This window comes from Dolichospermum planctonicum, assembly GCF_005402965.1.
Classification (GTDB): domain Bacteria; phylum Cyanobacteriota; class Cyanobacteriia; order Cyanobacteriales; family Nostocaceae; genus Dolichospermum; species Dolichospermum planctonicum.
Map to the genome: position 1 here is coordinate 1 of NZ_BJCF01000028.1, position 24,444 is coordinate 24,444.

Genomic DNA, 24,444 nt, shown 5'->3' on the forward strand with positions numbered 1-24,444 from the left:
TACACAAAACTGGATCTAGTAACCGTCAGAACGTTTAACTATCCTAACTCTCTTTATTTGCTTAATCTGGTAAAAATGTAAATCCCAAGTTCCAATTAATTTTAACTGACCAATACCACATTTATCTTTGAAAGTAATGTGCTTACGGTCTTCTAATAGTTTCCATCCAGTTTTATATTCAACTGAACGGTTATTTTTTTGAAATCTGGGATAACCCTTCTTACCTGGAACTTTTGCTTTGCAATTATCAAAAAATCTTTTAATTGCAAATGCCGCTCTCTCGGCTGCTGCTTGTCTAGCCATTGAGTTTAATTTATCTGCAAAATCAAATTCATTAGCTAATACCGCAGTGTATTTATTCAGGTCGTAATATTTAACATTTTGATTGATTGTCCATCCAAAAGCGCAAGCACTTATTACGGATGAATTGGGTTATCCGTATAGCTTCATCAATTTTTTGATATTGCTGCTTTGTGCCTTTGGCTTTAAATTCAAAAACAATCATTTTTTTATTACTAATTCGACCTGTTTTCAGTATAGTATACTTTAGGAAATTCACCAACCTCTAAGATTGGTAAAAATGAAACTACCCTCTCTCATGATTAAGCTGCGCTTAATATCCCTTGAAGGGTGTTTAATTTTTGCCCGCATTACATCCTCACCCTGTAGAGGGATGGGGTATTACGACGTTTTCTGATAAAATGTATGCTTATTCCTCTGGGCGCCTCTGCGTGAGAAAAAAATTTAGATGCGTAATAGCTTACAGCAGGTAGATTCCATTATAATTGAGGCAGAGCCTCAAAATTACGTTCCCAGACTCCGGCTGGGAACGAGATAAATGTGATAAATGTGATTAAGGATGAGGAGAATTTTGGAAAATGGCTTGGTTTTGAAACCAATCCTTACCCACCTGGATACTAATATCTGAACCAATATTACCAGTGCTTTCTACGCGCACTTCCCCAAATCCCAAAAGACTACGTAATGATTCCGCACTATTTCCATCTCCTTGTTGTGCTACAATGTGAGTTACCTCTAAGGGTTGTCCCCAGGGTTTAGAGATAAAAACATTGGTATATCCGGCTTTTTCCAATGTTCTAATTAGGGGACGCAATTGTGAGCGATCGCTCCCTGTACTGTCTTGAATAGCCACACGCAAATGACTAGGATCACTGGACTGTAGTTCTGTTTTCCCTTCTAAATCAAAATGCTGGGATACTAATTTACCAATAGCTCGTCGATCTGGTACCCAGTAGCTGGCATCAAACTCACGGTTTTCACTAAAGCGCCCAGGTAACATTAACATTTGCATATTTGAGCGACTGGTTTTTGAGCCAAAACCCACCAGTGCTATTAATTCTTCAACGGATAAGTTTGTATCAATATTTTCCTTAACAACATTGAGAATTTCCGGTACTCGCGTGAGAGTTTTCGGGTTGAGAGTTTGTTCAATTAACGAACGTAACACCATTTGCTGACGCTGAATCCGACCAATATCGCCCAACTCATCATGACGATAACGTAATAATTGTAACGCTTGTTCACCGTTAAGATGTTGTTGACCTGCTTTTAAATTAATATATAAATGCTGAGAATCATCCCGATATTTCATATCTTTGGGGACATAGATATTGACCCCACCCAAAGCTTCAATTAACTTACTAACTCCTAAAACATTAATGCGTACATAGCGATCTACCCCAACTCCGCCCAAAAGATTACTAACGGTTTTCGCTGTTAAAGCCGGACCTCCCTCCACATTAGCAGCATTAATTTTTTTCATTCCATGGCCTTCAATTTCTGTGCGGGTATCTCTAGGAACAGAAAGCATGACTATTTTGTTTGTCTCTGGATCAAATTTGATCAACAACATGACATCAGAAAGACCGTCAAAAGAATTAATTTGGGGTAAATAACCGAGACTTTTGCTATCAACGGGGGGGTTCTGTATGTCTGGGGGTAGTACACTCATACCCATGAGTAGGATATTTACAGGACGAGTTAATTGAGAAAATTGTAACCCATTTCCAGAGATGCGATCGCCATCAAATACTGCTTCTTCCTGGGGACTAAGTTGAGCTTGTTGCAAAGGTGTACTTTCCCAAGAAACAGCCAACAGCGCTCCTGCAAGTCCTGATACTATAGCAATCCCTCCCATGCCCACCGTAAACCATAGCCACCGTCCCGATTTTGACGGGCGAGAAATTTTCCCCCTATATTTAGCTTTTGCGGCTCTTTTTTGTGCGGCTGATGTTTTTTGACTAGTCACAGACTTCCTCTCACCTACGATTTTGAATAACGTAAATTTGCCGACTCAATAGATCTAAAACAAATCAGACTATGATAGCTAATTTTTGATTAAGTTTGCTATGGGGAAGGACTAAATACAATAATCTTCAACTAACTTCATTTTTATTGAAAAGTTCAGTAGTTCTTTCTTGGCCTTTGCTTATTCCCGAACATCCATATCAAAGCTAAAGCGGTAGACAAACGGCTCACCGTTAGTTGTTCTCGACTACTCCGACCTTTGTAGAGAGTCCACAGAGACGGAAAAAAAGCCGATAATGGGAATCAAACAGAAAATTAGTTGTGTTTTCGGGACATCTGTATCTTTTGCTGGCTGGCTATCCATAGTGGTTGATGTGATCATAAACTAAAGATGGTGAATAAAAGTCATTAAGCTAGAGCTAGTCCTAATCTGACAATTTTCAAGACAAAGCTATAGTTCTGCGGACAAAAATCAATATATTTTAGTTAAAAAAATCAACTACTTGATATATAATCCTAAGATATCAAGTATCAAGTATTAAATTAAGACTATTGCCGACACGAAAACCCAGCAATGATAGTGGTAGTTTTTTTCAAAACTTTCACAAAAGAAAGATGGCTGCGCCGTCGAAGACAGATAAACGCGTTGGGCTACAGCGTGTGAGTCTACTGAGGGATAACCGCTCCGATGCTCCTGCTAAAGTAGAAAGTAAAGTCTAGCTTTGTCTAGGTTTTATATAGCAGATCATATTCTGTAAAGAAGAAATCACCTGAGTTCTATAGTGTAATTATCTAAAAATGCAGACACGAAAGCTACTTAATTGGTGGCAAACACTGACACCCATAGCAAGATTTTTAGCAATTGCCCTACTTGCACCCCTATTAGTTCTCAATGGTTGGGCTATTGCCACAATTTTCGATTATTTTCACTCCCTGATTGTTATTTTAGTCGGAGCTTCGGTACTAGCCTTTCTCCTCAACTACCCAGTCAGTTGGATGGAAAACCACGGAGCTAAACGAGAACAAGTGGCTATCTTAGTGTTTTTATTAGCATTATCCATTTTATTAGCCCTAGGTATCACCCTGTTTCCCCTGGCACTGACTCAAGCACAACAACTGGTAGCCCGTTTACCAGAATTAATTGATTCAGGACGTTCTCAATTAATGATACTCAATGATAAAGCAGAAAGCGCGGGTTTGCCAATTAATTTGGATGCTTTAGCAACACAAATTAATGATCGCGTTAAGGGACAATTACAATCTATAGCCGGACAGGCACTAAACCTAGCCGTAGTCACTGTTACCAGTTTATTAGATTTTTTGCTGACAGTAGTATTAACTTTTTATTTATTACAACATGGGAGCGAACTTTGGGAAAGCTTAGTACAATGGCTACCTTCTAAATTTCGTGATCCTTTTTCCAATACAGTCCGTTTAAGCTTTCAAAATTTTTTTATTACCCAATTAATCTTATCCACCTGTATGGCTTCTGCTCTCATTCCCGCCTTTTTGTGGTTGAAAGTCCCTTTTGGGTTATTATTTGGATTGACGATTGGACTTATGGCACTTATCCCCTTTGGTGGTTCTGTGGGTATCGCCCTGACAACTTCTTTAGTCTCACTTCAAGATGTGAGTATGGGGATAAGAGTATTAATAGCAGCGGTAATTGTACAGCAAATCCTAGAAAATCTGATCGCACCGCGGATTTTAGGTAGTTTTACTGGTTTAAATCCCGTTTGGATTTTAATTTCTGTCTTGACTGGAGCGAGAATTGGCGGACTCTTGGGGGTAATTCTCGCAGTTCCCTGTGCTGTGGTCATTAAAAGCATTATCAGCGCCATTCGTCCCCCAGTTATGAATCTTGATACAGAAAAATCTTTTACTAGTCCGTAATAGCTACACCCATAACACCAGCAAAATTTGCGAAAATAGTAGGTTAACTTATTTTATCGCTGTTGTTGATCAAAGATATGAATAGGTTTCACCCAAAAACGCAAAGACGCAAAAATCAAGGTGAGAAGGGTTCAATTTCTTATGTTAGCCGAGGAGTAACTAAATACACTTAACAACATCACACCAGCGGCCGCCAAAACATACCGTCTTCCTAAACTTACGCCATAGCGTCGTTGTAAAAAATTGCTTTTGATAGGATTGATTTTCTTATGGTTCATGTTTTACCTCCATTGTGCTTTGATTTTTGCGTCTTTATCTAGTCAGACGTTGATAATGTACTATTTGTTCACTATCTCATGTCCAATTTGATCAATCCTCAACGGTTACAATTTTGGTAACGAATATCTATTTTACCTAAGTCCTATGGAATCATAGTAAATTTCCCGTCCTTAACCTCTATAAGTACAGACTGTCCTTGACGCTCTCTTTCTTTGGTGAACTGGAGTGGATAACCTGATGTTTCTTTATTGTTAAGGTCAACATTTTTCAATCTTTCTAATACCTTAGCCCGGTTATTATCTTGGGTATTATCTTTTGATAAAGCTTGAATAAAAGCCTGGGTCGCATCAAAACTGGTTGCAGTCCGCCAACTAATACCTCCGCCCCATTTTTTTCCATATTTTTCAGCAAAAGCCCTTGCTGGTGAAGTTTCTCTAAACCAAGGAACTGATAAAATCATTCCTTCTACAGCCTTTCCACCTTTGATTAAGGTATCATTGCTATAAAGAGTGTGTCCACCTAATAAACTTAAAGGTGAATTATCATCTTTGTTCGCTTTAGCAATCTCAATTGTAGTATTAGTGTGTTCTGTATCTGGAAATAAGATAGCAGCTTCCGCTTTAAATTTATTGAAATTAACTTCTTCTCTTGGATCAAATTCTTTGTCACTTAAATCAATTGTATGAACTACCTTACCACCCATTTTTTCAAATTCATCTGTAAATGCCTCTGTGATACTCTTGCTATAGGGGCTGTTAGGATTATTAAAAATCACGACTTTTTTAAACCCTAGACTATTAGTATATTGAGCTAATTTTTTTCCAGCAATTTCATCAGAATCAACTACTCTAAAGAAAACTGAGCTTTTTAATAAATTACTAGTAGCAGTAGAGGAAATAATTGCTAAACCAGCTTTTTTATATGCTGGTATTACAGCTTTAGTAACATCGCTAGAATTATGTCCAATTACTCCTAATATAGAATTATCTTTGACTATTTCCTGGACTACTTGTTTTGCTTCCTCTGGGTTATTACTATCATTAACAATGACAACTTTCAATAATAACCCGTTTGAGCCTTGATTATCATTAAATTGATTTTGTGCTTGAGCTACACCACGTAATATTTCTTGAGCATTATCATTATTAGTTTTGCTGTCTATAGGTACAACCACTGCTAAACTCACGGAAGAACTATTTTGACTAGCGCGAGCGTTATTGTAGTAAATTAATACTTCTGGGTCGTAGGGATTTGCTTTGACAGCTTGTTGAAATAAATTAGCTGCTTCTTGATAATTACCATTTTTAAAGGCTGCAATACCCTGGTCACGAAAGCGATTATTAATATTAGAAAATAATGTTTTATCACCTTGACTAATTGTATTATTATCCGGTGCATAAGAGGGTGTATAAAGGGAATTAGAACGTAAACTTAAACTAGCTACGAAAATACTAGCCGCAATTGTCATGGTAGTTGCAACTGCTGTTAAAACCATTATCGGTCGTTTTGCGGAAGTATTTGCAGAAATATTAGTATAACTATTGCTATTAGCTGTTATTGACGACGCAGAAGATATGGTAGGTTTTAGGAAATATGAAGAATCTGAATCACCATATATGTTCATGTTGCTTATGTGATTATTCTCAACTATCTCTGGTAGTTGGATCATCTCTTTCTGGTTAGGAATTTTTTTTTGCTCAAATTCATGGAATTGACCGATTTGATCTTGCAGAGGATAACGTTTTATAATCCAGCGACGCACCAATTCTACTTTGATTTTCTCTCCGGTTGCATCTAAAAAACCATTGTCTACCAGTTGTTTTCGCGCTTGATTAATCAGTTGATTTTTTGCGTCAATTCCCTGAATTTCTAGTAATTTTAAGTAGTTTTTTCCAGTTTCTTGAGCTTGTGCAATTGCGGAAAAAACGACTTGTTCGGGAATGGAAAAAGCATACCAAAACCAGGATAAACCAGCTTCACCGATTTCAATCGCTGTATCTACAATTCTTTCTACGTCTGCACTAGTAATTTTAAAACTATTCTTTTCTCGCGCTCTGCTGAAAATAGCAAAGCATATTATTTGTGTACAATATGGATGTCCTGCGGATAGATTGAAAATCGCTTTGATAGCTTCTTCTTCATATTCAAGTACACCTTGGGCTGGTTTCGTAATTAATTCCTTCGTACTATCTTTATCCAATAACCCAATTTTTATCTTAGGTACATCTTCAAATATTTTCAGGATATTAAGTGTACTTGCTAAATGTTCTCCTATGGATATAACTATAAATAATTTATTATTTCTTTTAGTGATATCAGATAATCGGCGGAAAATCTTTTTTGTAAATGTTTCTATGGCCGATGATTCTAAATCTTGACCAATTAAAGCATCAAATTCATCGAGCAGTAAAACTAAATTTTTGTTTTCTAATTGTTGATAAACTTGGGGTAAGAACTGACGTTCAAAGATATTAATTTCTAATTCTAATTCTGTGGTTGTGGGTGGTGATATGCTAGTTTCTAGCTCTAAATTATCTACGATTGCTTGAGCTAGTGCTGCTAAAATACTACTCCAGGGCTGCTGACTGTAAAATGATAAATCAAAGGTAACAAAAACAAACCCATTCACTTCCGCCAATTGTTGGGGAATACTAAGGATAATAGATGATTTACCAATACGTCTTTGTCCGTATAACAATAGTAATTTTTGAGACTGTTGAAGATTCTTTTGAATAAGCTGAAATATACTTTTTCGGCCAAACAGGGACTCTCGGTAGCCAATGGGACGACCGATAATGTATGGGTTTCTGTGAAGGTTGGAAGTAATCATGCTCTAATCATACATCTAATCTCCTATTATAACCCATTCAATTCAATGGGAACAAATTTACCATCTTTAACTTGAACAAGAATAGATTGCCCTTCGCGTTCTCTTTCTTCTGTAAACTTGAGTTGATAACCTGATGTTTCATTCCTATCAAGTTTGATACTTGGTAATTTTTCTAACAAATTAGTTCGTGTGACATTGTTAGATAGAGCTTTGATAAATGCCTGGGTAGCATCAAAGCTAGTTGCAGTGCGCCAACTAATACCTCCACCCCATTCTTGCTCAGACCTTTCAGCAAATGGTCTTGCTGGAGATGATTCTCTAAACCAGGGTGTAGCAACAATTAAACCCTCTACATTCTTTGAGGTTTTATCGCTATAAAGACTGTCTCCACCTAACATTTTTAACTCTTTTACTCGTCCGTCTTGGGGGTTATCCTTGAGTCTGGCATTCCTACGGGTAATTTCTTTAGCAATATTGATGGCAGTAGGAGTGCTTTGTGTATCTGGAAACAACATAGCAGCTTGTGCAAATTTATCTCTACTATAGACAGTGGCAGAAATTTCTCTCCTCGCATCAAAATTGATATCAGTTAAATCAATTAGGGGTTTACGAACCACCTCACCGCCTAATTTTTCAAAGCGATTAGTAAATACTTCTCTGATACTATTACTATAAGGGCTGTTAGGATTAGCAAAAATGACTGCCCTTTTTAATTTCAAATTATTGAAAGTGTATTCGGCTAGTTTTTTTCCAGCACTTGCATCAGAAATAACTGTTCTAAAGAAAACAGATCTTTTGAGGAAAACACTAGTCGCGGTGGGAGAAATAATTGCTAAACCAGCTTTTTCATATTCCGGTAATGCTGCTTGTGTAGCATCACTAGAATTATGTCCAATTACACCTAATATGGAATTATCTTTAACCAATTGTTGTGCTAATTGTTGCGTTGATTCCTTGTTATCATCGTTAGCAATGACAATTTCAAGAAACCTATTATTTAAACCTTGATTATCGTTAAATTGGTTTTGAGCTTGTGCCACACCACGTAAGATTTCTTGAGCGTCGTTTATCTGAGTACCTTGAACTATGGGTACAACGACAGCCAATGTAAAGGGAGAACCCTGTTGACGAGCACGGGCATTATTATAGTAAATTACTAGTTCTGGATCCTTTTGCTTTGCTTCTATGGACTGTTGAAATAACTTAGCCGCTGCTTGATAATTACCATTTTTGAAAGCTGCAATACCTTGGTCACGGGAGGGATTATTATTATTAGGAAATAATGTTCTTTCACCTCGGCTAATTTTGCTATTATCTACCACACAAAAAACACCTAATTCTTTCTTTTCACCTGGTGGACAGGTTCTAGAAAGCTGCTGATAAATACCAAAACCGAAAACAGATACAACCGTAGCTAATGCAACAAATGTAACAGGCCTTTTCATGATTTGTGTGAATGGGTTCGGTTTTACTGTTGTGAATGGGTTCGGTTTTACTGTAGTTTGATTTGCTATGATTTGTGGTTGTGAGCTTAGGGTTTCTACACCTTTTAATACTGTAGTTTGATTTGCTATGATTTGTGGTTGTGAGTTTAGGTTTTCTACACCTTTTAACTTAGATTCAAAAGCCCTAATTTCCTCCAACCTATCCTGAGATAATTGTCTATTGGGATCAATTTGTAAAACTTGCTCATACTGTTTTCTGGCGCGAGCAAAGTCTTCATTAATGGTCAGGTTATGTGCGTATTGTTCTAATGTTTGTATAAAACCGTCTTTTCTCTCTTCTGGAGCAATTTTACGGGCTTGTGCATACAGTTCTAAAGCTTTATCTAAATTGCTTGCTTGGGAATATTCTGTAACTAGATCAAATACAGGTTGTAAGACCCTTTCCTGTTGATCATTAATAGAGTAAAATTTGTAAGCTCGACTGTAAAGTTCAAAAGCTTGGTCGAATTTTTCTACCTGTAAATATTCTTTCGCCAGAGAGGTTACAGTTTGAAAATTATTAGGATTAATTCCTAATGCTTCTTCATAAAGTTGTAATGCTATTTGCGGTTGATTTTGTGCTACCGAACAAAGATTCTCAACGTCTTGCTGATTAACTTCTGCTAAATTACTAATCTCATCTTTTAGCTGATGTTTCTGCAATAACCAAAGCCGGACTAACTCAATTTTGACTCTTTTGAACTCATTTAAAAAACCATAGTCAGCCATTTCTTTGGCTACCTGAGTTAAGGAATCTGTTAATATGCCATAATTCCTTAGTAGTAGCTTGGGGCTATAGGAAACTTGGTCATCTTGCTCTTCTCTATGTTGGGCTTCTGCTGCTGCTGAAAAAACAACTTTTGCTTGAGGATATAAACCATTCCAAAACCATGCTAAACCAGGTTCCCCTGTTTCAATTGCTTTATCTATGATAGTTTTAACATCTTCTGCATTTATTGTCCATATCTGACGTTCCCGCGCTAAATTGAAAAGCTCATGGCAAATTAATTGAGTGAAATAAGGATGACCTGCTGATAAACTCAATATCTCTTCTATTGCATTTGGCTGATAGGTAACAACTCCTCGAGCAGGTCTGGTAATAAGCATTACAGCACTATCTTTGTCCAGAAAACTGATTTCTTTATAGGGTGATCCACCCAGCAAAGAAAGTAGATGTGGTAGTTCTTTAAGATGTCGTCCCACTACGGGAATAATAAATAATCGTTCTGTCCATTTTGACAACCAGTTATTGATTAATCTGAAAAATTCTACATTACCTTCGTTATTTTCTTCACTTAAAACATCGAACTCATCTAACAATAAAACTAGCTTTTTTTCACCTAATATATTGTATATTTGAGTTAAAAAATCCTCATGGAAAATTGTAGGATCATCTTCTATATCTTCTGCTGTAGGAGTAAGACTATTTCCTATTTCTTCTCCAATTCTCTGTGCTAGATAGTGTAGAATTTGATTGATGGGATGTTTCCGATTATCACCGACAAAAACCTGGAGATCAAAATCAATAAAAACAAATTGATCCTCACTGATCTTTTGAGGAATTTGTTTGAGTACAGAGGATTTACCAATCCGTCTTTGACCATATAAGAGAATTAGTGGAGTATTTTGTTCTAAAGTATCTTTAATAAACTCAAATAAACTTTGTCTACCAAAAAATTGGTCTGGTTTGTCAATAACAGAACCTATAATGTAAGGATTTCTCTGCTGTTGTGGATTAATCATATTATTTGTACTCCTCACCGATTATACACTTGGTTTTAAATAAAAATGGGATATTGATATTATCCATTTTCTGTATAATTTACGCAATATATTACTGAAAATTTTATTTTGGTTTATTTTGGTTTATTTTGGTTTATTTTGGTTTATTTTTGTGTACGGGTAATTCATGAATTACCCCTACTTTGTATTTTACAGCAGTAGGGTGTGTTAGCCTCAGCGTAACGCACCTGAAATTTTATGAGATTTGGATAAGCAGTAGGGTATGTTAGCCTCAGCGTAACGCACCTGAGATTTTTTGAGATTTAGATAAGTCCTATCCAAATAATATCTCACGACCAAATTTAAGGAGGGATACAACCGTATCTTGATGCTGACCTGACCAAGTAATTGCTTTTTTCATCTCCTCAACTTGTCCATGACTCATCAGATTAAGAAATACTCTCTCGCGTTTTCTGATTTCACTAGCTTTTGTATTCCAAATCTCCTGAATTACCCACTTTTTCATAATTGAAGAAGTGAATAAATATATCTTTTCCTGTTCTTTTGGTAATTTTGGTTTTGGCCTGATTTCCGAAACAATTACCCCCTGTTCTTCTAATTCAGTTAAACTGCGTTCATTTTGATTCAAAATGCGACCCATACCTTTTAAATCAAAGTCTTTCTGCTCTAAATGACCGTCTAGATCTAACAAAACAATCAGCATTAACAAGGTTTTTTGTTGGTCATTACATCTTTTCCAAACTGTTTCAAAAATCTGTTTAGTATCCCTTTCAAAATCACTATTAAATTTATTGATATCAACTTCTTCTCCTTGTTGTCTTGCTATGTTTAGTAAAAAACCGGCAATTTGTATTAAAGTCGGGTGACTACCAGTAATATTTCTAATTCCAGTTCTTAATTCTGGTGGAAATACTGATATTGATAATAATTGCTCTGTTTCCTGGTAATCAAATTTTTTCAAAGATTGATACATATAGTGATTATACCAAGGGGAAGCATTTGGCCGCAGTGGTGGACCAATTTCATTGAGGCGCTGAAGTGAGGTGACAATCATGGTAAGTTTCCTGTTAGCACCATGAACGGCTAAACTACGACATTGAGCTAAAAATGTTTCTCTATCAGATTCCGTATATTCCCCATTGGTTTCTAAGGCCGCGTCAAAGTCATCTACCAACAAAACCAGGAATTTATTTTTTCTACCTAACTTTGTTATAGCTTGACGTAGAGTATCATTTGTAATATTATTCCCTCTTAAGTTTCTAATTTCTGCTTGTAGTTCTGGCTCATTTTCTAATTTATCATCCATAATCGTCAAAATTTCTGCCCAAAACTTACCCGGAGTAAAGGGGTGTAAACTCTGACAACTGAATAATACAATTACAGCGGGAGATGAATCTAGTCCATATTCTTTCCAGGTTTGGGGACAAGCAACTTTGTCTAAGTAAGAAGTTTTCCCCATTCCTGGACCACCCCAAATAGCTAAATGACTGCGAGCATGAATTATGTCAAAAGCGGCTGTGATTTCAGATGTGCGACCGATAAAATATTCTGGAGGAACTGGTATATTGGCGAAGAAAGGATTAGCCATATTTCGGAGATCCTAATTCTGACGTTATTAGCCATTATAGTGGATTATGGTCAGAATACAGGTTATCTCCTGGCGATTCCTGACCTATTAAAAAATTCGGGGATCTGAGTGGATGTTAGATAGTTCTCTAAGTATGATTTTATGCGATTAATTCTCTACAGCAAGCCCGGTTGTCACCTTTGTGAAGGATTGCAGGAAAAATTAGCCCAAATCAAAACTCTCAGTTTTGAGCTAGAAATTCGGGATATTACCACTGATAAAAATTGGTTTGCGATGTTTCAATATGAAATACCTGTACTCTATTTTGTCACTGATGATGGTAAGGAACAAGCCATACCTCGTCCCTCTCCTCGTCTCAGCGTCGAAGGACTGGAAAAATTCTTATGTAAGTATGTAAAAACTTGAATTTGAGTATATTTACATTTTGCACCAGTCCCGAAAAATGCCTCCGAATTAATGCCTAAATATTTGGTAGTGAGGACTTTAGTCCTCTCATAGAGAAACTATAAGCAAAATCAGGGCTAAAGCCCTGACTACAGATAATACGTGATAGGTTTTTGTGACACCCGTGTAAATCCTAAATCGAGTTTGCTGAAAAATTTGTAAAGTTTTATTTAGAGAGCTAATTCTGTTAAGATTCTTTTCATAAACATTAAAATATATAACCAACCCCATGACATTATTAATAGTCGGTGCAACTGGCACATTGGGAAGACAAGTAGCCCGTCGCGCAATTGATGAAGGATACAAAGTCCGCTGTTTAGTTCGCAGTCCTAAAAAAGCAGCTTTTCTCAAGGAATGGGGCGCTGAACTGGTACGCGGAAACTTATGTAATCCTCAAACCCTTGCAGAAGCCTTGACTGGTGTAACCGCAGTTATTGATGCCGCCACATCTCGTGCCACGGATTCTCTGACTATTAAGGAGGTAGACTGGGATGGGAAAGTAGCTTTAATTAAAGCTGCTAAAGTTGCGGGTGTGGAAAGGTTTATCTTTTTTTCGATTTTAGATGCTGATCAATACCCCAATGTTCCGCTGATGGAAATTAAACGCTGTACCGAAGTGTTTTTGGCAGAATCTGGCTTAAACTATACAATTTTACGTCTAGCTGGTTTTATGCAAGGTTTAATTGGTCAATATGGTATACCTATTTTGGAAAAACAACCTGTATGGGTAACAGGTAAGTCTTCACAAATCGCCTACATGGATACCCAGGATATTGCTAAATTCGCTATTCGTGCTTTGAGTGTGCCAGAAACGGAAAAGCAGTCTTTCCCTGTGGTGGGAACTCGGGCTTGGGGTGCTGAGGAAATTATTGATCTTTGTGAAAACTTATCTGATAGAGACGCAAAAGTTACACGAATGCCCCTGGCTTTACTACGGACTGTCCAAAATTTCCTCCGCTTTTTTCAATGGGGATGGAATGTTGCAGATAGATTGGCTTTTACAGAGGTTTTAGCCAGTGGTAAAGCTTTAAATGCAGAAAATATGGAGGAAGTATATACTGTCTTTGGGTTGGACAAAGAACAAACAACCACCCTGGAAGTTTACTTACAAGAATACTTCAGCCGGATTATGAAGAAGCTAAAAGAGTTAGATTACGAAAAAGCTAAGGTCAAAAAGCTCAAAAGCCAAAAGACTCCTTTTAAACAATCTTCCAAGGCCAATAGTCAATAAATTGGATTTTGGATTTTGGAGTTCTTCCTGATTTCTATCCCTAACAAAAAGACTTTTTCAACAAATGTGAGACTAATGGTTATATTGGTCAAAAATGTGTAACCATTAGATACAGAAAAAGCATCCCTTAAACTTGGATATTTGAGTGTGCCGAAAGCAGGCATTATCTATAACGACGTGAAACCGATAGCGAGTAGTGTCGCTATTCAACTAAAAGACAAGCTCACCGCTGCTGGTTGGGATGTTTACATCACTGCGAGTATCGGTGGTATATTGGGTTATTCCCAACCGGATAGCCTTGTCTTTCACACACCTATCGAAGGTCTTACGCCCCCTGGCTTTGACTCAGATATGAAATTTGCAGTGGTGTTGGGGGGAGATGGTACGGTGTTAGCAGCATCTCGCTTAGTCGCCCCCTCTGGTATCCCCATGTTGACGGTCAATACGGGTCACATGGGATTTTTGACGGAAACTTATCTCAACCAGTTGCCTGAAGCCATAGAACAGGTAATGGCTGATAAATATGAAGTTGAAGATAGGGTCATGCTCACCGTCAAAGTTCTCCGGGGAGATACGGTGACATGGGAAGCTCTCTGCTTAAATGAAATGGTGTTACATCGAGAACCTCTAACTTGTATGTGCCATTTTGAAATAGCAGTGGGGCGACATTCTCCAGTGGATATTGCGGCAGATGGTATTATTGTTTCTACTCCCACAGGTTCTACAGCTTATTCATTAAGCGCGGGGGGGCCAGTAATTACTCCTGGTGTCCCCGTTTTACAATTAGTACCCATTTGTCCCCATTCCTTAGCTTCTAGGGCTTTGGTATTTCCCGATCATGAACCGATTAATATCTATCCGGTGAATATTCCCCGATTGGTGATGGTGGTAGATGGTAATGGTGGATGTTATATTTTAGCAGAAGATCGGGTATATTTAGAGCGATCGCCCTATAGCGCCCGGTTTATTCGTCTCCAGTCACCGGAATTTTTCCGTGTTCTCCGGGAAAAACTAGGTTGGGGTTTACCACATATTGCTAAACCTTCTTCTGTAGAATTGCCTTAGTTGTCAGTTGTTCAGTTAGGTAAATGCCAACTTAGTGTAACTCGCACTTCTCCATTCGGTAAAACTGATATTTCCCATACACCATCTAGAAGTTCGTTGGCTATAGTATCCATGATTTTAGTACCATAGCCGCCTTTTTTGGGTCTATAAGTAGATGCTAAAATAGCTCCATCATTTGCTATTACTAAAGTACATTTATCTGCGGGGATACACATTGATTTTTTTTGTGAGTAAAAATACTATCGGTGAAAGGTTAATTTTAAAGAGCGTAAGCGTTGCGCTCCGCAGGAATAGCACTAACTCAACATAACTCTGGAGTAGCGATCGCTATACACCGCTATACACAATAACTCTTTTTGTGCAAATTTGATTTTTGATTATTTCTAGGGAGAATTCATCATGAGTAAGTTGCTTTCTGTGTTCACCATCCCGCTTTTAGCTGTGGGATTTTTATTAGCTAAATCTCAAGAAGCAAAAGCTGATTTTAAAGTGTGTAATCAAGGCAGTGAAACCGCTTGTACTGCTGTTTCTTACAAACAAGATAATCGATGGTTTACTGAAGGTTGGTTTTTAATAGACTCTAATAACTGCGCTACAGTTTATTATTGATCAGTTAGTAATAAAAAGATGCTCATTCATGCACAAACTGTTTCTGGAGGTGAAATTACTACAGGTTCAAGTTTAAGATGTATAATTTATTATCAACAACAAAAGAATTATCGAATTGGAGATTCTGAGAATCCTAATCGCTGCAGAGTTACTAATCGTGGTATGGCGGGATTTCGTTCAATTCCAGTTACAACTGAAGATGATAACTCTTTTGAGCTAACTGATTAAGGCTCTCCCAAACTGTTAATAAAATTAATAAGCTCTTTTGATAAGAGGATGATTTTAGGCGATTCCTATGTTGCGGTTTGCGATCGCTTTTTCATAACATGATGATTATGGGCGATCCTATCTTAGTATTCAGATCTCTGACTTCTTAGAGGAGTCGGGTATCTATTTTAACAAAATTATATTTAATACCATATAATTACTTATTGACATAATATGCTAGTTTTAGCATACTTAACATTACATGAATGAAAAACAAGAAAAGCCTCTCAGATGGATTGCAAGCGCCCTTAATGATTTAAAGAAGTTTCCTGAAGATGTACAGGATGTCATGGGTTACGCTCTTGATTTGGCACAACATGGACAAAAACACCCTGATGCAAAACCTCTACGCGGGTTCTCTGGAGCAGGTGTTTTAGAAATTGTAGATGATTTGGATGGGGATACATATAGGGCAATTTATACTGTTAAATTTGAGGGTGTTATCTACTTACTACATTCCTTTCAAAAGAAATCAAAACATGGTATTGCTACACCAAAACAAGATATAGAATTAGTTAAAAAAAGATTGAAAATCGCTCAAGAAAATTATTTACAACAAACTACCGAAAAAATGGAGTAAAAAAATGCCAGAAGAAAATCAAGTTGAGGTTAGTAGCGGAAATGTATTTGCTGACTTAGGTTTATCTAATCCTGAAGAAAGATTATTGAAAGCTGAGTTAGTCCGTAAAATCAGTGAAATCATTACTAATCTAAATTTAACACAAGTTCAAGCAGCCGAAATTCTAGGCATAGATCAACCAAAAGTTTCTCTACTAATTAGAGGTAGATTAAGTGGCTTCTCAACTGATAGGTTGATGGACTATCTAAACAAGTTAGGTAGTGATGTAGAGATTACAGTTAAACCTAAACCTGAAAATCGCAAGTTTGCTCAGATAATTGTAGTCTAATAATTATTTCCAAACTCAATATACTTCGGTTATGGCGATATCACTGCCATCGCTCTTTTCGATAAGAGGATGATTTTGGGCGATCCTAGTATTCAGATCCCCGACTTCTTTGAGAAGTCGGGAATCTAGTTCCTCTGGTTGCAAGCTGCCGTTGATACAATCTGAAATGGGATATTCTCTAGAACAATTTCCGGTAATTGACCCGATCCAAGCACCTCTTTGGCATCAAGAATTTCCACACCAACTAAAACTTCACCAGCACCAATGTTTAGTGCTATTTCATCACTTAATCGTAAAGTACGACATTCATGATCTCCATCAACTAGGCGAATATAAAGTGAATCAGTTTCTTGATCATAACTAATTTTCATAGCATTACTTTCCTCAAAAATAAAATGTATATACAGTAATTACTACAATCTCCATCTCACTTTCGGCAATAATTGGTGAAACTCGTTTAATAGAATAGGAGCGCCCTTGCCATTCTCCATTAAACTGAAAGTCGTAACGATATTCAAGTCTGCCTTGTTTGGCTTGCTTGTGACTACCATTAAGAATTGCTTCAGTGACTTCTATCTCATTTGTACCACGCTCTAAGCATTGCAATAAAGCGTGTTTAGTAAAACGAATTGGTTTGATAAAATTTACATACTGCGATCGCTCTTTTAATGACAGGATTATCTATCAACCCAAAATGCACTGTAAAAGATTTTGTAGTGCTTGTCTAGTCTCTCTATTTACAAAACATCTATATGTATGACAGCACTTCACTAAAATTATTATTGTTTTAATTGCGTTGGGAAACTTTCTCTAGAGATGTCACCAGAAAATTGGTAACTTGAGTTAGTATTGTGTGAAATGCCAGTAGCACAGTAACAGCTTATAACTCATATTGATTAACAATTCCCAGCAAATGATAGCTATTCACAATTCCTCTGTTTTTGTTTTGGTGATTGAACCAGATGAAACTCTAGCTAATCAGTTAGCTTTTGATTTACAAGAAGCTGGTTATGATGCAATTGTAACTCATGATGCAGTCAATGGATTAGAATACTGCGGCGATACCTGTGGCGGTCAAAGCCTTAACCAACCAGCTTTAATTGTTATAGACCGGATGCTGATTGGAGAATCTGGATTATCTTTATGTAAAAATCTCAGAAATATGGGTAATCGTTCTCCTGTACTGATTTTAATGGCCAGAGATACAATAGATGATCGGATAGCTTGTTTAGACGCTGGTGCTAATGATTATATTCTGAAGCCTTACCGTTCGGAAGATTTTCTCAAGCTGATTCATCTGTATCTTAAACCGGATCTTGAGAATATAGAGCAATTGCGCTTTGGAGATTTGGTTTTGGATATAGGAACGCGTCGCGCTATTTACAATAGCAAAGCTATTGACTTAACCATGAAGGAATTTGAACTATTAAAGTTCTTAATGGAACATCCCCGCGAAGTATTAAGCCGCGAACAAATTTTAGAGAATGTTTGGGGTTACGACTTTATGGGTGAATCTAATGTGATTGAGGTCTATATTCGTTATCTTCGCCTCAAAATTGAAGAAGAGGGTAAAAAACGCCTGATTCAAACTGTACGCGGTGTAGGTTACGTACTCAGAGACTCCTAAAATCCATAAACCGAGAAATAATCACAAATAAAATCTAAATTTGTGGGCGATTTGGCAGAAATTAAGTAGGATAGTTAGAATCTAAATTGCAGTAAATAAACTAATTGTCAACTGTCAATAATTAATTACTAATTACCCATTCCCTCTTCCGTATATCAATTATGATTCATTGGCTCAGTTTATTTTCAGTATTACTTAGTATTTTACTAACGGGCTGTTCACCACCCACCACAGCTAAATCTCCTCCTGTGATATCAGAATCTCAAGCCCAAATACCAGTAAATGCTGGTCAAAATCTGCCAATTTCAGCAATTGCGACTTTCCCTAAAGATGTAAAAATTGAGTTGGAAGTAGCAGAAACACCGGAACAGCAAATGATGGGTTTAATGTATAGACCAACTTTAGCAGATAACCGAGGAATGCTGTTTGTTTTTCCGTCATCACAACCAGTAAGATTTTGGATGAAAAATGTCCCCGTGGCTTTAGATATGGTCTTTATCAAAAAAGGTGTAGTTGAGTATATACAAAAATCTGCTCCTCCTTGTAATGGAGAGCCTTGTCCTACTTATGGTCCTCCTGTACCTATCAATCAAGTAATTGAACTCAGGTCAGGACGAGCAGCAGAATTAAAATTAAAAAGAGGAGATCATATCAAAATTGATTTCGTTAGTCCTGGAACCTCTCAGTAAACAGTATTTAATTGCTGATTATAGCGTTTCTGGCGTTACATAATGACCTATGAGTTATGTTTCGCACCAAGGCGCAAAGGAAAAGAGATTTTTAATTTTCCAATTTTATACCTCCATTACTCTATCACCATGCAGGACGTGAATGTAAATTACTGTTAGTTCACAGATATGTTATAATCGCGGCAATCATCCTGGCAAAATGCCATTAGAAAACCGCATTTATCTATGTCCTGAGTGTGGACACACAGAAGACGGAGACTTAAATGCAGTAAAAAAGATAGAACGATGGTTTGAAGGGATTTTTGTCCCGGATTATTCGGAAATGGCGGTAAGTTCTACCGTGTCAGTTTGTGGATTAGCATTAGCCTAAATAAGATCAAATTTTAGGTTTTCCTAGTTAAAATTACCACATTAGATATAAGTAGCAAAAATCTCTCTTTTGATATAAAACTTTAAAAAATGGTTATGGAGAAGAATGCAATATTTTCCTTCTATATAACCTAACAATGTTGATCTACTTGCAGCAGGGTGACAAATAAAATACTGGCTACATAATACCCGCAAAATAGATAAACAATCTATAATTATACATTTCCCCCATGTGAGATACAAATGGTAATATCAAGATATTCTCGGCTGATTAATTTTCTCCAGGAAGATTTAGCAATTTCCTCTGCTTCCCTGGCTGTAGCATTGCGTAACCGTGATCAAGATCCTGGTTCTTTAACAATGACTCTTTGGCAATATGGTTTAATTACTCTAGAACAGTTAGAACAAATTTATGATTGGCTGGAAACAGCATAAGGAAGAGGTCACAGGTAACAGGTGAAAGGTAACAGTTCAGAGAGAACAATTACCCATTACCCATTACCCATTACCCATTACCCATTACCCATTACCCATTACCCATTACCCATTACCCATTACCCATTACCCATTACCCATTACCCATTACCCATTACCCATTACCCATTACCCAGTACCAGTACCAGCCTAATGACTATTGACCAAAAACTTGCGCTGCTGCTGCTATACCGGCACCGGGGGTGAAGTTTTCATGACCAACTTGCGGGAGGACAACCTCTAGGGAAGCGATACAGCTAAGGATATCACGATCGCTGACAAAACCCAAGTGACCAATGCGGAAAATTTTATTACTCAGATGGTCTTGTCCACCTGCTAGAGCGATATCAAACCGTTTTTTCATCAAAGAGCGAATTTTATCGCTTTCGATGCCTGGAGTGGCTACAGCGGTAATGGCCGGACTAGCACATTCGTCGGCCGCAAACAAAGATAAATTTAAGGCTTTTATAGCCGCACGGGTGGCATTTTTTTGGCGTTCATGACGGGTAAAGATGGATTCCAATCCTTCCTTTTTCATCATTCCCAGGGTGGTGTGTAGGGCTACTATTAAGTTAACCGGGGGAGTAAAGGGGGTGGTATTTTTGGCGGTGGCTTTGCGATATTTACCTAAATCTAAATAATATTTAGGTAATTTTGCGGTTTTGTAAGCTTCCCAGGCTTTGGGACTGACGGAAACAAATCCTAAACCAGGAGGAATCATATAACCTTTTTGAGAGCCGGAAGCGACTACATCTAAACCCCAAGCGTCTACAGGTACGTTGTAAGCGCCTAAACTGGTGACAGCATCAACAATAATTAGGGCCTGTCCATGTTCTTTAACGTGGCGGTTAATAGTTTCTAAATCATTAATCACCCCGGTGGAGGTTTCACTGTGGGTAATAATTACAGCTTTAATTTCCTTGTTGGTGTCTGCTTGTAGTTTAGCTGCAAATTGGTCTGGGTCTAAAGGTTGTCCCCATTCTGCGCTGACAGTTTCCACATTTAAACCAAAAGCTTGACCGACTTCTACCCAACGTTCACCAAATTTACCATTAGAACCAACTAAAATGCGATCGCCTGGGGAAAGGAAATTAATTATCCCCGCTTCTACAGCACCAGTACCACTGACATTTAACATTAATACATCACTTGTAGTTTGATGTAGCCATTTAAGGTTTTCTGTCACCTCCCCCATCATACTACTAAATTCACCGCTACGGTGGCCAATGGGGTGTTTGGCTAATGCTAGTAAAGCTGCTTCTGGAACTGGAGTCGGTCCTGGAATCATCAGCATCAATTTATTATCCATCTGTGTGTTATGTCCTAGTTGAAAATTTCAATACGATCCAAATTAACCCTTAAAGGGGATAAAAACACAAAAAAAATCTACTAGAATCCTTTTATAGGGATAGTAGTTAAAAACCTTCAGGAGCAATCAACTTTATCTGCAAAATGATTGATAGACCAACGGTGATCAATCACCATAGAGGAAGACTGAAAAATTTCTTCTAACCGTTTTTGTTGGGATGCAGCTTTTCGCATGGTAATAATCAGTTGATTGACTTGATTGCGAAGGTCTTGATTTTGACCTAAAGAAGTCATGGTTTGCTTTTCCAAAAGTTGAAGTATCAGTTCGTAATGGATAGGAGAGGGTAAAGGAATTGGCTCCATGTAGTTTATTGTGAAGTTGCAATTTAGGGATTTTTTAATTTTCTTTTAGTCAAAGTTTAGCTAATCCTTAACTAGTTGTTACACAGAAAATAAATAATTGCAGATCATGGTCTGTAATTAAGCAAACAGATTCACAATTGCTACTTGAGGATCTGGTTGTTTCACTAATGATTCACCAATTAGTACAGCGGATACACCTGCTGTTTTAACTACATTTAAATCCTCTGGATGATGCAATCCTGATTCACTGACGACCAGAATATTTTTTGCTTGTAATTGCTCACCTCTAGCTGTCATTAATTCAGAAGTTGTTTGTAAATCAACAGTAAAATCCTCTAAATTACGATTATTAATTCCGATTAAAGAAACACCATCTAAAGCTAAAACCCGATCTAATTCTTCTAAATTATGCACTTCTATTAAAGCTGCCATTTTCAAGTTATTAGCAATTTTAATAAAGTATTGTATATCTTGATCATTGAGAATTGCTGCTATTAATAAAACTGCATCTGCGCCATTAATTCTCGCCCAATACATTTGGTAGGGATAGATAATAAAATCCTTACATAGTAGGGGTAAATCCACTGTAGAACGGACTAAAGACAGATTTTCAAAACTACCTTGGAAAAATTTAACATCTGTCAGCACCGAAAGACAACTAGCGCCACCTATTTGATAAGATTGAGCAATAGCTACTGGGTCAAAATCTGTCCTCAATACTCCTTTACTCGGAGAAGCCTTTTTGATTTCGGCGATTAAAGCGGGATTAGTTTTACCATAACGCAAAGCAGCGACAAAATCACGAGTTGGTGGTGCAGCTAGGGCTTGTGTTTGCAATTCCCGTAAAGGGAGCTTTTCCCGCATTTTTTCAACTTCTGTTTCTTTATACCAAACAATTTCTTCTAAAATATTATTTGGTGCTGCACCCTCTATAGCGGATTTATATTGGATTATAGAAATATTGATAACGGGGCTAGGTGAACGACGACGAATTTGCATATTAGTTGGTTGTTACTTGTCAGTTGTTGGTTGTTACTTGTCAGTTGTTACTTGTTAGTTGTTACTTGTTAGTTGTCCGTTGTCAGTTGTCAGTTGTCAGATTTTTTTCCTGAAAGATTGCCAATGGAGTTAAGATAAGGGTTTAACTTAGGAGAAAGTTCTTCAATAATTGGTTTAAGCCTATTTACTTCTTAATTTGTTAACAGATTTCGTTTATAAGCCCGTCTTAACCAATGTCTAGTTTCATTTAAAGAACCTCTCGCTATTCTGACGAAACGGCGATTATCCTGAAAGTTATACCTACCAAAACCTTCTGCAATATTTGCGCCAATACTATCAACAGAACGTACTATTTGCTTACCAATTGTTGCTTTAGGAAATTCCTCCCAATGAAGAACAATGTTCCAAATATCATCAGCTAGTTTTTCTGCTAATTGGTAAACTTGCAAATTCTCGAAGTTGGATTTCGCCATTTATTCAATTGACAATTGACAACTGACTAACGATTAATTAACTAACGATTAACTAACTAACGCCCGTTTATAAGCTTCATCTAGGACTTCTGAAAGGGTAGGGTGGGCGTGAACTAGGTAGGCCAAAGTTTGGATAGATTGACGATTAGCAACAGCGGCTGCGGCTTCGTGAATTAAATCTGAGGCGTGGGGACCAAAGATATGTACACCTAAAACCTCGCCAGTATCTTTGCGATAAATCACCTTTGTCATGCCGTCAGTATCATTTTCCGCCAATGCTTTAGAATTACCTTTAAAATAACTCTTGGTGGTGGCAACTTCAAAACCTTCATTTAAACCCAAAGCATGGGCGGCGGTTTCTGTCAAGCCCACATAACTAATTTCTGGGTGAGTAAAGGCAGCGGCGGGAATGCTGCGATAGTCAACAGTTTTCTGACGACCCATAATATTTTCTACAGCAATGATACCTTGAGCCGATGCCGCATGAGCTAACATCATTTTCCCGGTAGCATCACCAATAGCCCAGAGGTGTGGGACAACTTCCCCGTTGGCTAATACGGCCATATTATCATTAACAGGAATAAAATTACGGCGGTCAAGGTCAACACCAACGGATTCTAGACCAAGATTTTGGGTAGCGGGAACACGGCCTGTAGCGACTAAACAAGCATCAACTTCGAGAACTTCTAAATCTTCTTTAGTTTCAAAGTTAGCCAATTCAATGATTACTGGTGAACCCGGTATGACTTTTTTGGCGTAAATACCGACTTTGGTTTCAATATCGCGGGGGTTAATTAAGACCCGTTCTGCCAGTTTAGCAATATCCCGGTCAAATCCCGGCATTAACTCATTTAGGGCTTCAATTAAGGTAATTTCACAACCCAAAGCTGAGTAAACATCAGAAAATTCTAACCCAATGTAACCACTACCAATAATCGCCACCCATTTGGGGAGAGTTTCTAATTTAACGCCTTGGTCGCTGGTAAAGACTGTTTTCCCGTCTACTTCAATTCCAGGGGGAACAAAGGGGACAGAACCGGGGGAAAGGATGATATTTTGGGCGGTGATGGTTTTCTCACCTTTATCTGTGGCAATGGTGACTTTTTGTGTACCTGCTACCTTACCCCAACCCCGGATAATATCAACTCCCAAGCGTTTGAGACTGTTGGTTAAGTCTCCTTGAATTTTAGAGACGAGATTGTTAGCATGATTAGCGATCGCTTCTCGTTCAAACTCAACACTACCAATTTGTATTCCCAATGACTTGAGGTGATGAGCGTTACGTAATTCTCTCACTTTTCCTGAAGCCGCCAGCAATGCCTTAGAAGGGATACAACCCCTGTTTACACAAGTGCCTCCCATATCCCCAGCTTCAATAATTGCCGTTTTCTGACCGCAACTGATACCGTGTAAGGCAGCACCATGTCCACCTACACCAGCGCCGATAATCACTAAATCGTAATCAAATCCAGGACTCACTTTTGTTTCCCCGTTTTCTTGGCCTATTTTCTCTTAAGTTAACTTTTTTATCAA

27 protein-coding genes and 1 pseudogene are annotated in these 24,444 nt (G+C 37.7%); 13 read left to right on the plus strand and 15 right to left on the minus strand.

The window, feature by feature from the left end; genetic code table 11:
* Positions 1–18 precede the first annotated feature (18 nt).
* From FFO06_RS12775 to FFO06_RS22330, 3 genes and pseudogenes are all read right to left on the minus strand, one after another.
* Positions 19–505 (minus strand): annotated as a pseudogene (locus FFO06_RS12775) (nuclease/transposase family protein); the annotation flags it as partial.
* Positions 506–853: 348 nt separating this feature from the next.
* Positions 854–2,269, minus strand: a complete 1,416-nt coding sequence (locus tag FFO06_RS12780; RefSeq protein WP_137908388.1) for an LCP family protein — start codon at positions 2,267–2,269, stop codon at positions 854–856.
* Between the two features lie 246 nt (positions 2,270–2,515).
* Positions 2,516–2,650, minus strand: coding sequence for a hypothetical protein (locus FFO06_RS22330; protein ID WP_268904601.1), 135 nt, complete (start codon positions 2,648–2,650; stop codon positions 2,516–2,518).
* Between the two features lie 416 nt (positions 2,651–3,066).
* Here FFO06_RS22330 and FFO06_RS12785 point away from each other — a divergent pair, with 416 nt between their 5' ends.
* On the plus strand, positions 3,067–4,161 hold the full coding sequence (locus FFO06_RS12785) for an AI-2E family transporter (RefSeq protein ID WP_236097139.1): 1,095 nt from the start codon (positions 3,067–3,069) through the stop codon (positions 4,159–4,161).
* Between the two features lie 131 nt (positions 4,162–4,292).
* On the opposite strand, the gene FFO06_RS12790 is transcribed toward FFO06_RS12785, so the two are convergent.
* The 4 genes from FFO06_RS12790 to FFO06_RS12805 form a co-directional block, all read right to left on the minus strand.
* Positions 4,293–4,439 (minus strand): hypothetical protein, encoded by a 147-nt coding sequence (locus tag FFO06_RS12790; RefSeq protein ID WP_236097140.1) that lies wholly within the window; start codon positions 4,437–4,439, stop codon positions 4,293–4,295.
* A gap of 143 nt (positions 4,440–4,582) precedes the next feature.
* Positions 4,583–7,270 carry an ABC transporter substrate-binding protein gene (locus tag FFO06_RS12795; RefSeq protein ID WP_137908389.1) on the minus strand — a complete coding sequence of 896 codons (2,688 nt, stop codon included), beginning with the start codon at positions 7,268–7,270 and terminating at the stop codon, positions 4,583–4,585.
* A 26-nt stretch (positions 7,271–7,296) separates the two neighbouring features.
* Complete coding sequence (locus tag FFO06_RS12800; RefSeq protein ID WP_137908390.1) at positions 7,297–10,497, minus strand: ABC transporter substrate-binding protein; 3,201 nt, start codon at positions 10,495–10,497, stop codon at positions 7,297–7,299.
* A 313-nt stretch (positions 10,498–10,810) separates the two neighbouring features.
* A complete protein-coding gene (locus tag FFO06_RS12805) occupies positions 10,811–12,085 on the minus strand; it encodes an AAA family ATPase (RefSeq protein ID WP_137908391.1) in 1,275 nt (424 codons plus the stop codon).
* Positions 12,086–12,226: 141 nt separating this feature from the next.
* Here FFO06_RS12805 and FFO06_RS12810 point away from each other — a divergent pair, with 141 nt between their 5' ends.
* From FFO06_RS12810 to FFO06_RS12820, 3 genes are all read left to right on the plus strand, one after another.
* Entirely contained in the window at positions 12,227–12,490 is a 264-nt protein-coding gene (locus FFO06_RS12810) for a glutaredoxin family protein (RefSeq protein WP_137908392.1), read from the plus strand.
* A gap of 268 nt (positions 12,491–12,758) precedes the next feature.
* Positions 12,759–13,760 carry an SDR family oxidoreductase gene (locus FFO06_RS12815; RefSeq protein ID WP_137908393.1) on the plus strand — a complete coding sequence of 334 codons (1,002 nt, stop codon included), beginning with the start codon at positions 12,759–12,761 and terminating at the stop codon, positions 13,758–13,760.
* A 147-nt stretch (positions 13,761–13,907) separates the two neighbouring features.
* Positions 13,908–14,825, plus strand: coding sequence for an NAD(+) kinase (locus tag FFO06_RS12820; RefSeq protein WP_137908394.1), 918 nt, complete (start codon positions 13,908–13,910; stop codon positions 14,823–14,825).
* 11 nt (positions 14,826–14,836) lie between these two features.
* Here the strand turns inward: FFO06_RS12820 and FFO06_RS12825 are convergent, their stop codons facing one another.
* Positions 14,837–15,040: a hypothetical protein gene (locus FFO06_RS12825; protein ID WP_137908395.1), complete on the minus strand. Its 204-nt coding sequence runs from the start codon at positions 15,038–15,040 to the stop codon at positions 14,837–14,839.
* Between the two features lie 184 nt (positions 15,041–15,224).
* On the opposite strand from FFO06_RS12825, the gene FFO06_RS12830 reads away from it, so the two are divergent.
* From FFO06_RS12830 to FFO06_RS12845, 4 genes are all read left to right on the plus strand, one after another.
* Positions 15,225–15,434, plus strand: a complete 210-nt coding sequence (locus tag FFO06_RS12830) for a DUF1036 domain-containing protein (protein ID WP_137908396.1) — start codon at positions 15,225–15,227, stop codon at positions 15,432–15,434.
* A gap of 18 nt (positions 15,435–15,452) precedes the next feature.
* Complete coding sequence (locus FFO06_RS12835; RefSeq protein ID WP_137908397.1) at positions 15,453–15,662, plus strand: hypothetical protein; 210 nt, start codon at positions 15,453–15,455, stop codon at positions 15,660–15,662.
* 241 nt (positions 15,663–15,903) lie between these two features.
* On the plus strand, positions 15,904–16,281 hold the full coding sequence (locus tag FFO06_RS12840) for a type II toxin-antitoxin system RelE/ParE family toxin (RefSeq protein ID WP_137908398.1): 378 nt from the start codon (positions 15,904–15,906) through the stop codon (positions 16,279–16,281).
* Positions 16,282–16,285: 4 nt separating this feature from the next.
* The gene (locus tag FFO06_RS12845; protein WP_137908399.1) at positions 16,286–16,609 is read left to right on the plus strand and encodes a helix-turn-helix domain-containing protein; all 324 of its coding nucleotides are present in this window, start codon (positions 16,286–16,288) and stop codon (positions 16,607–16,609) included.
* 125 nt (positions 16,610–16,734) lie between these two features.
* On the opposite strand, the gene FFO06_RS12850 is transcribed toward FFO06_RS12845, so the two are convergent.
* Positions 16,735–16,980 (minus strand): DUF2283 domain-containing protein, encoded by a 246-nt coding sequence (locus FFO06_RS12850; RefSeq protein WP_137908400.1) that lies wholly within the window; start codon positions 16,978–16,980, stop codon positions 16,735–16,737.
* A 13-nt stretch (positions 16,981–16,993) separates the two neighbouring features.
* Positions 16,994–17,215, minus strand: coding sequence for a hypothetical protein (locus tag FFO06_RS12855; RefSeq protein ID WP_137908401.1), 222 nt, complete (start codon positions 17,213–17,215; stop codon positions 16,994–16,996).
* 307 nt (positions 17,216–17,522) lie between these two features.
* Here FFO06_RS12855 and nblR point away from each other — a divergent pair, with 307 nt between their 5' ends.
* From nblR to FFO06_RS21995, 5 genes are all read left to right on the plus strand, one after another.
* On the plus strand, positions 17,523–18,236 hold the full coding sequence (gene nblR / locus FFO06_RS12860; protein ID WP_137908430.1) for a response regulator transcription factor NblR: 714 nt from the start codon (positions 17,523–17,525) through the stop codon (positions 18,234–18,236).
* A gap of 161 nt (positions 18,237–18,397) precedes the next feature.
* Positions 18,398–18,925, plus strand: a complete 528-nt coding sequence (locus FFO06_RS12865; RefSeq protein WP_137908402.1) for a DUF192 domain-containing protein — start codon at positions 18,398–18,400, stop codon at positions 18,923–18,925.
* A gap of 166 nt (positions 18,926–19,091) precedes the next feature.
* Positions 19,092–19,295 (plus strand): hypothetical protein, encoded by a 204-nt coding sequence (locus FFO06_RS12870; RefSeq protein ID WP_442341971.1) that lies wholly within the window; start codon positions 19,092–19,094, stop codon positions 19,293–19,295.
* 242 nt (positions 19,296–19,537) lie between these two features.
* The gene (locus FFO06_RS12875; protein ID WP_137908403.1) at positions 19,538–19,729 is read left to right on the plus strand and encodes a DUF2949 domain-containing protein; all 192 of its coding nucleotides are present in this window, start codon (positions 19,538–19,540) and stop codon (positions 19,727–19,729) included.
* A gap of 21 nt (positions 19,730–19,750) precedes the next feature.
* Entirely contained in the window at positions 19,751–19,975 is a 225-nt protein-coding gene (locus tag FFO06_RS21995; RefSeq protein ID WP_137908404.1) for a hypothetical protein, read from the plus strand.
* Here the strand turns inward: FFO06_RS21995 and FFO06_RS12885 are convergent.
* The 5 genes from FFO06_RS12885 to lpdA form a co-directional block, all read right to left on the minus strand.
* Positions 19,926–21,077: a pyridoxal-phosphate-dependent aminotransferase family protein gene (locus FFO06_RS12885; protein ID WP_137908405.1), complete on the minus strand. Its 1,152-nt coding sequence runs from the start codon at positions 21,075–21,077 to the stop codon at positions 19,926–19,928. The genes FFO06_RS21995 and FFO06_RS12885 overlap by 50 nt on opposite strands.
* A gap of 116 nt (positions 21,078–21,193) precedes the next feature.
* On the minus strand, positions 21,194–21,439 hold the full coding sequence (locus tag FFO06_RS12890) for a DUF5340 domain-containing protein (RefSeq protein ID WP_137908406.1): 246 nt from the start codon (positions 21,437–21,439) through the stop codon (positions 21,194–21,196).
* Positions 21,440–21,556: 117 nt separating this feature from the next.
* The gene (gene trpC, locus FFO06_RS12895) at positions 21,557–22,438 is read right to left on the minus strand and encodes an indole-3-glycerol phosphate synthase TrpC (RefSeq protein ID WP_137908407.1); all 882 of its coding nucleotides are present in this window, start codon (positions 22,436–22,438) and stop codon (positions 21,557–21,559) included.
* A gap of 191 nt (positions 22,439–22,629) precedes the next feature.
* A complete protein-coding gene (locus tag FFO06_RS12900; protein WP_199290849.1) occupies positions 22,630–22,911 on the minus strand; it encodes a four helix bundle protein in 282 nt (93 codons plus the stop codon).
* 48 nt (positions 22,912–22,959) lie between these two features.
* Positions 22,960–24,390, minus strand: coding sequence for a dihydrolipoyl dehydrogenase (gene lpdA, locus FFO06_RS12905; RefSeq protein ID WP_137908408.1), 1,431 nt, complete (start codon positions 24,388–24,390; stop codon positions 22,960–22,962).
* Positions 24,391–24,444 lie beyond the last annotated feature (54 nt).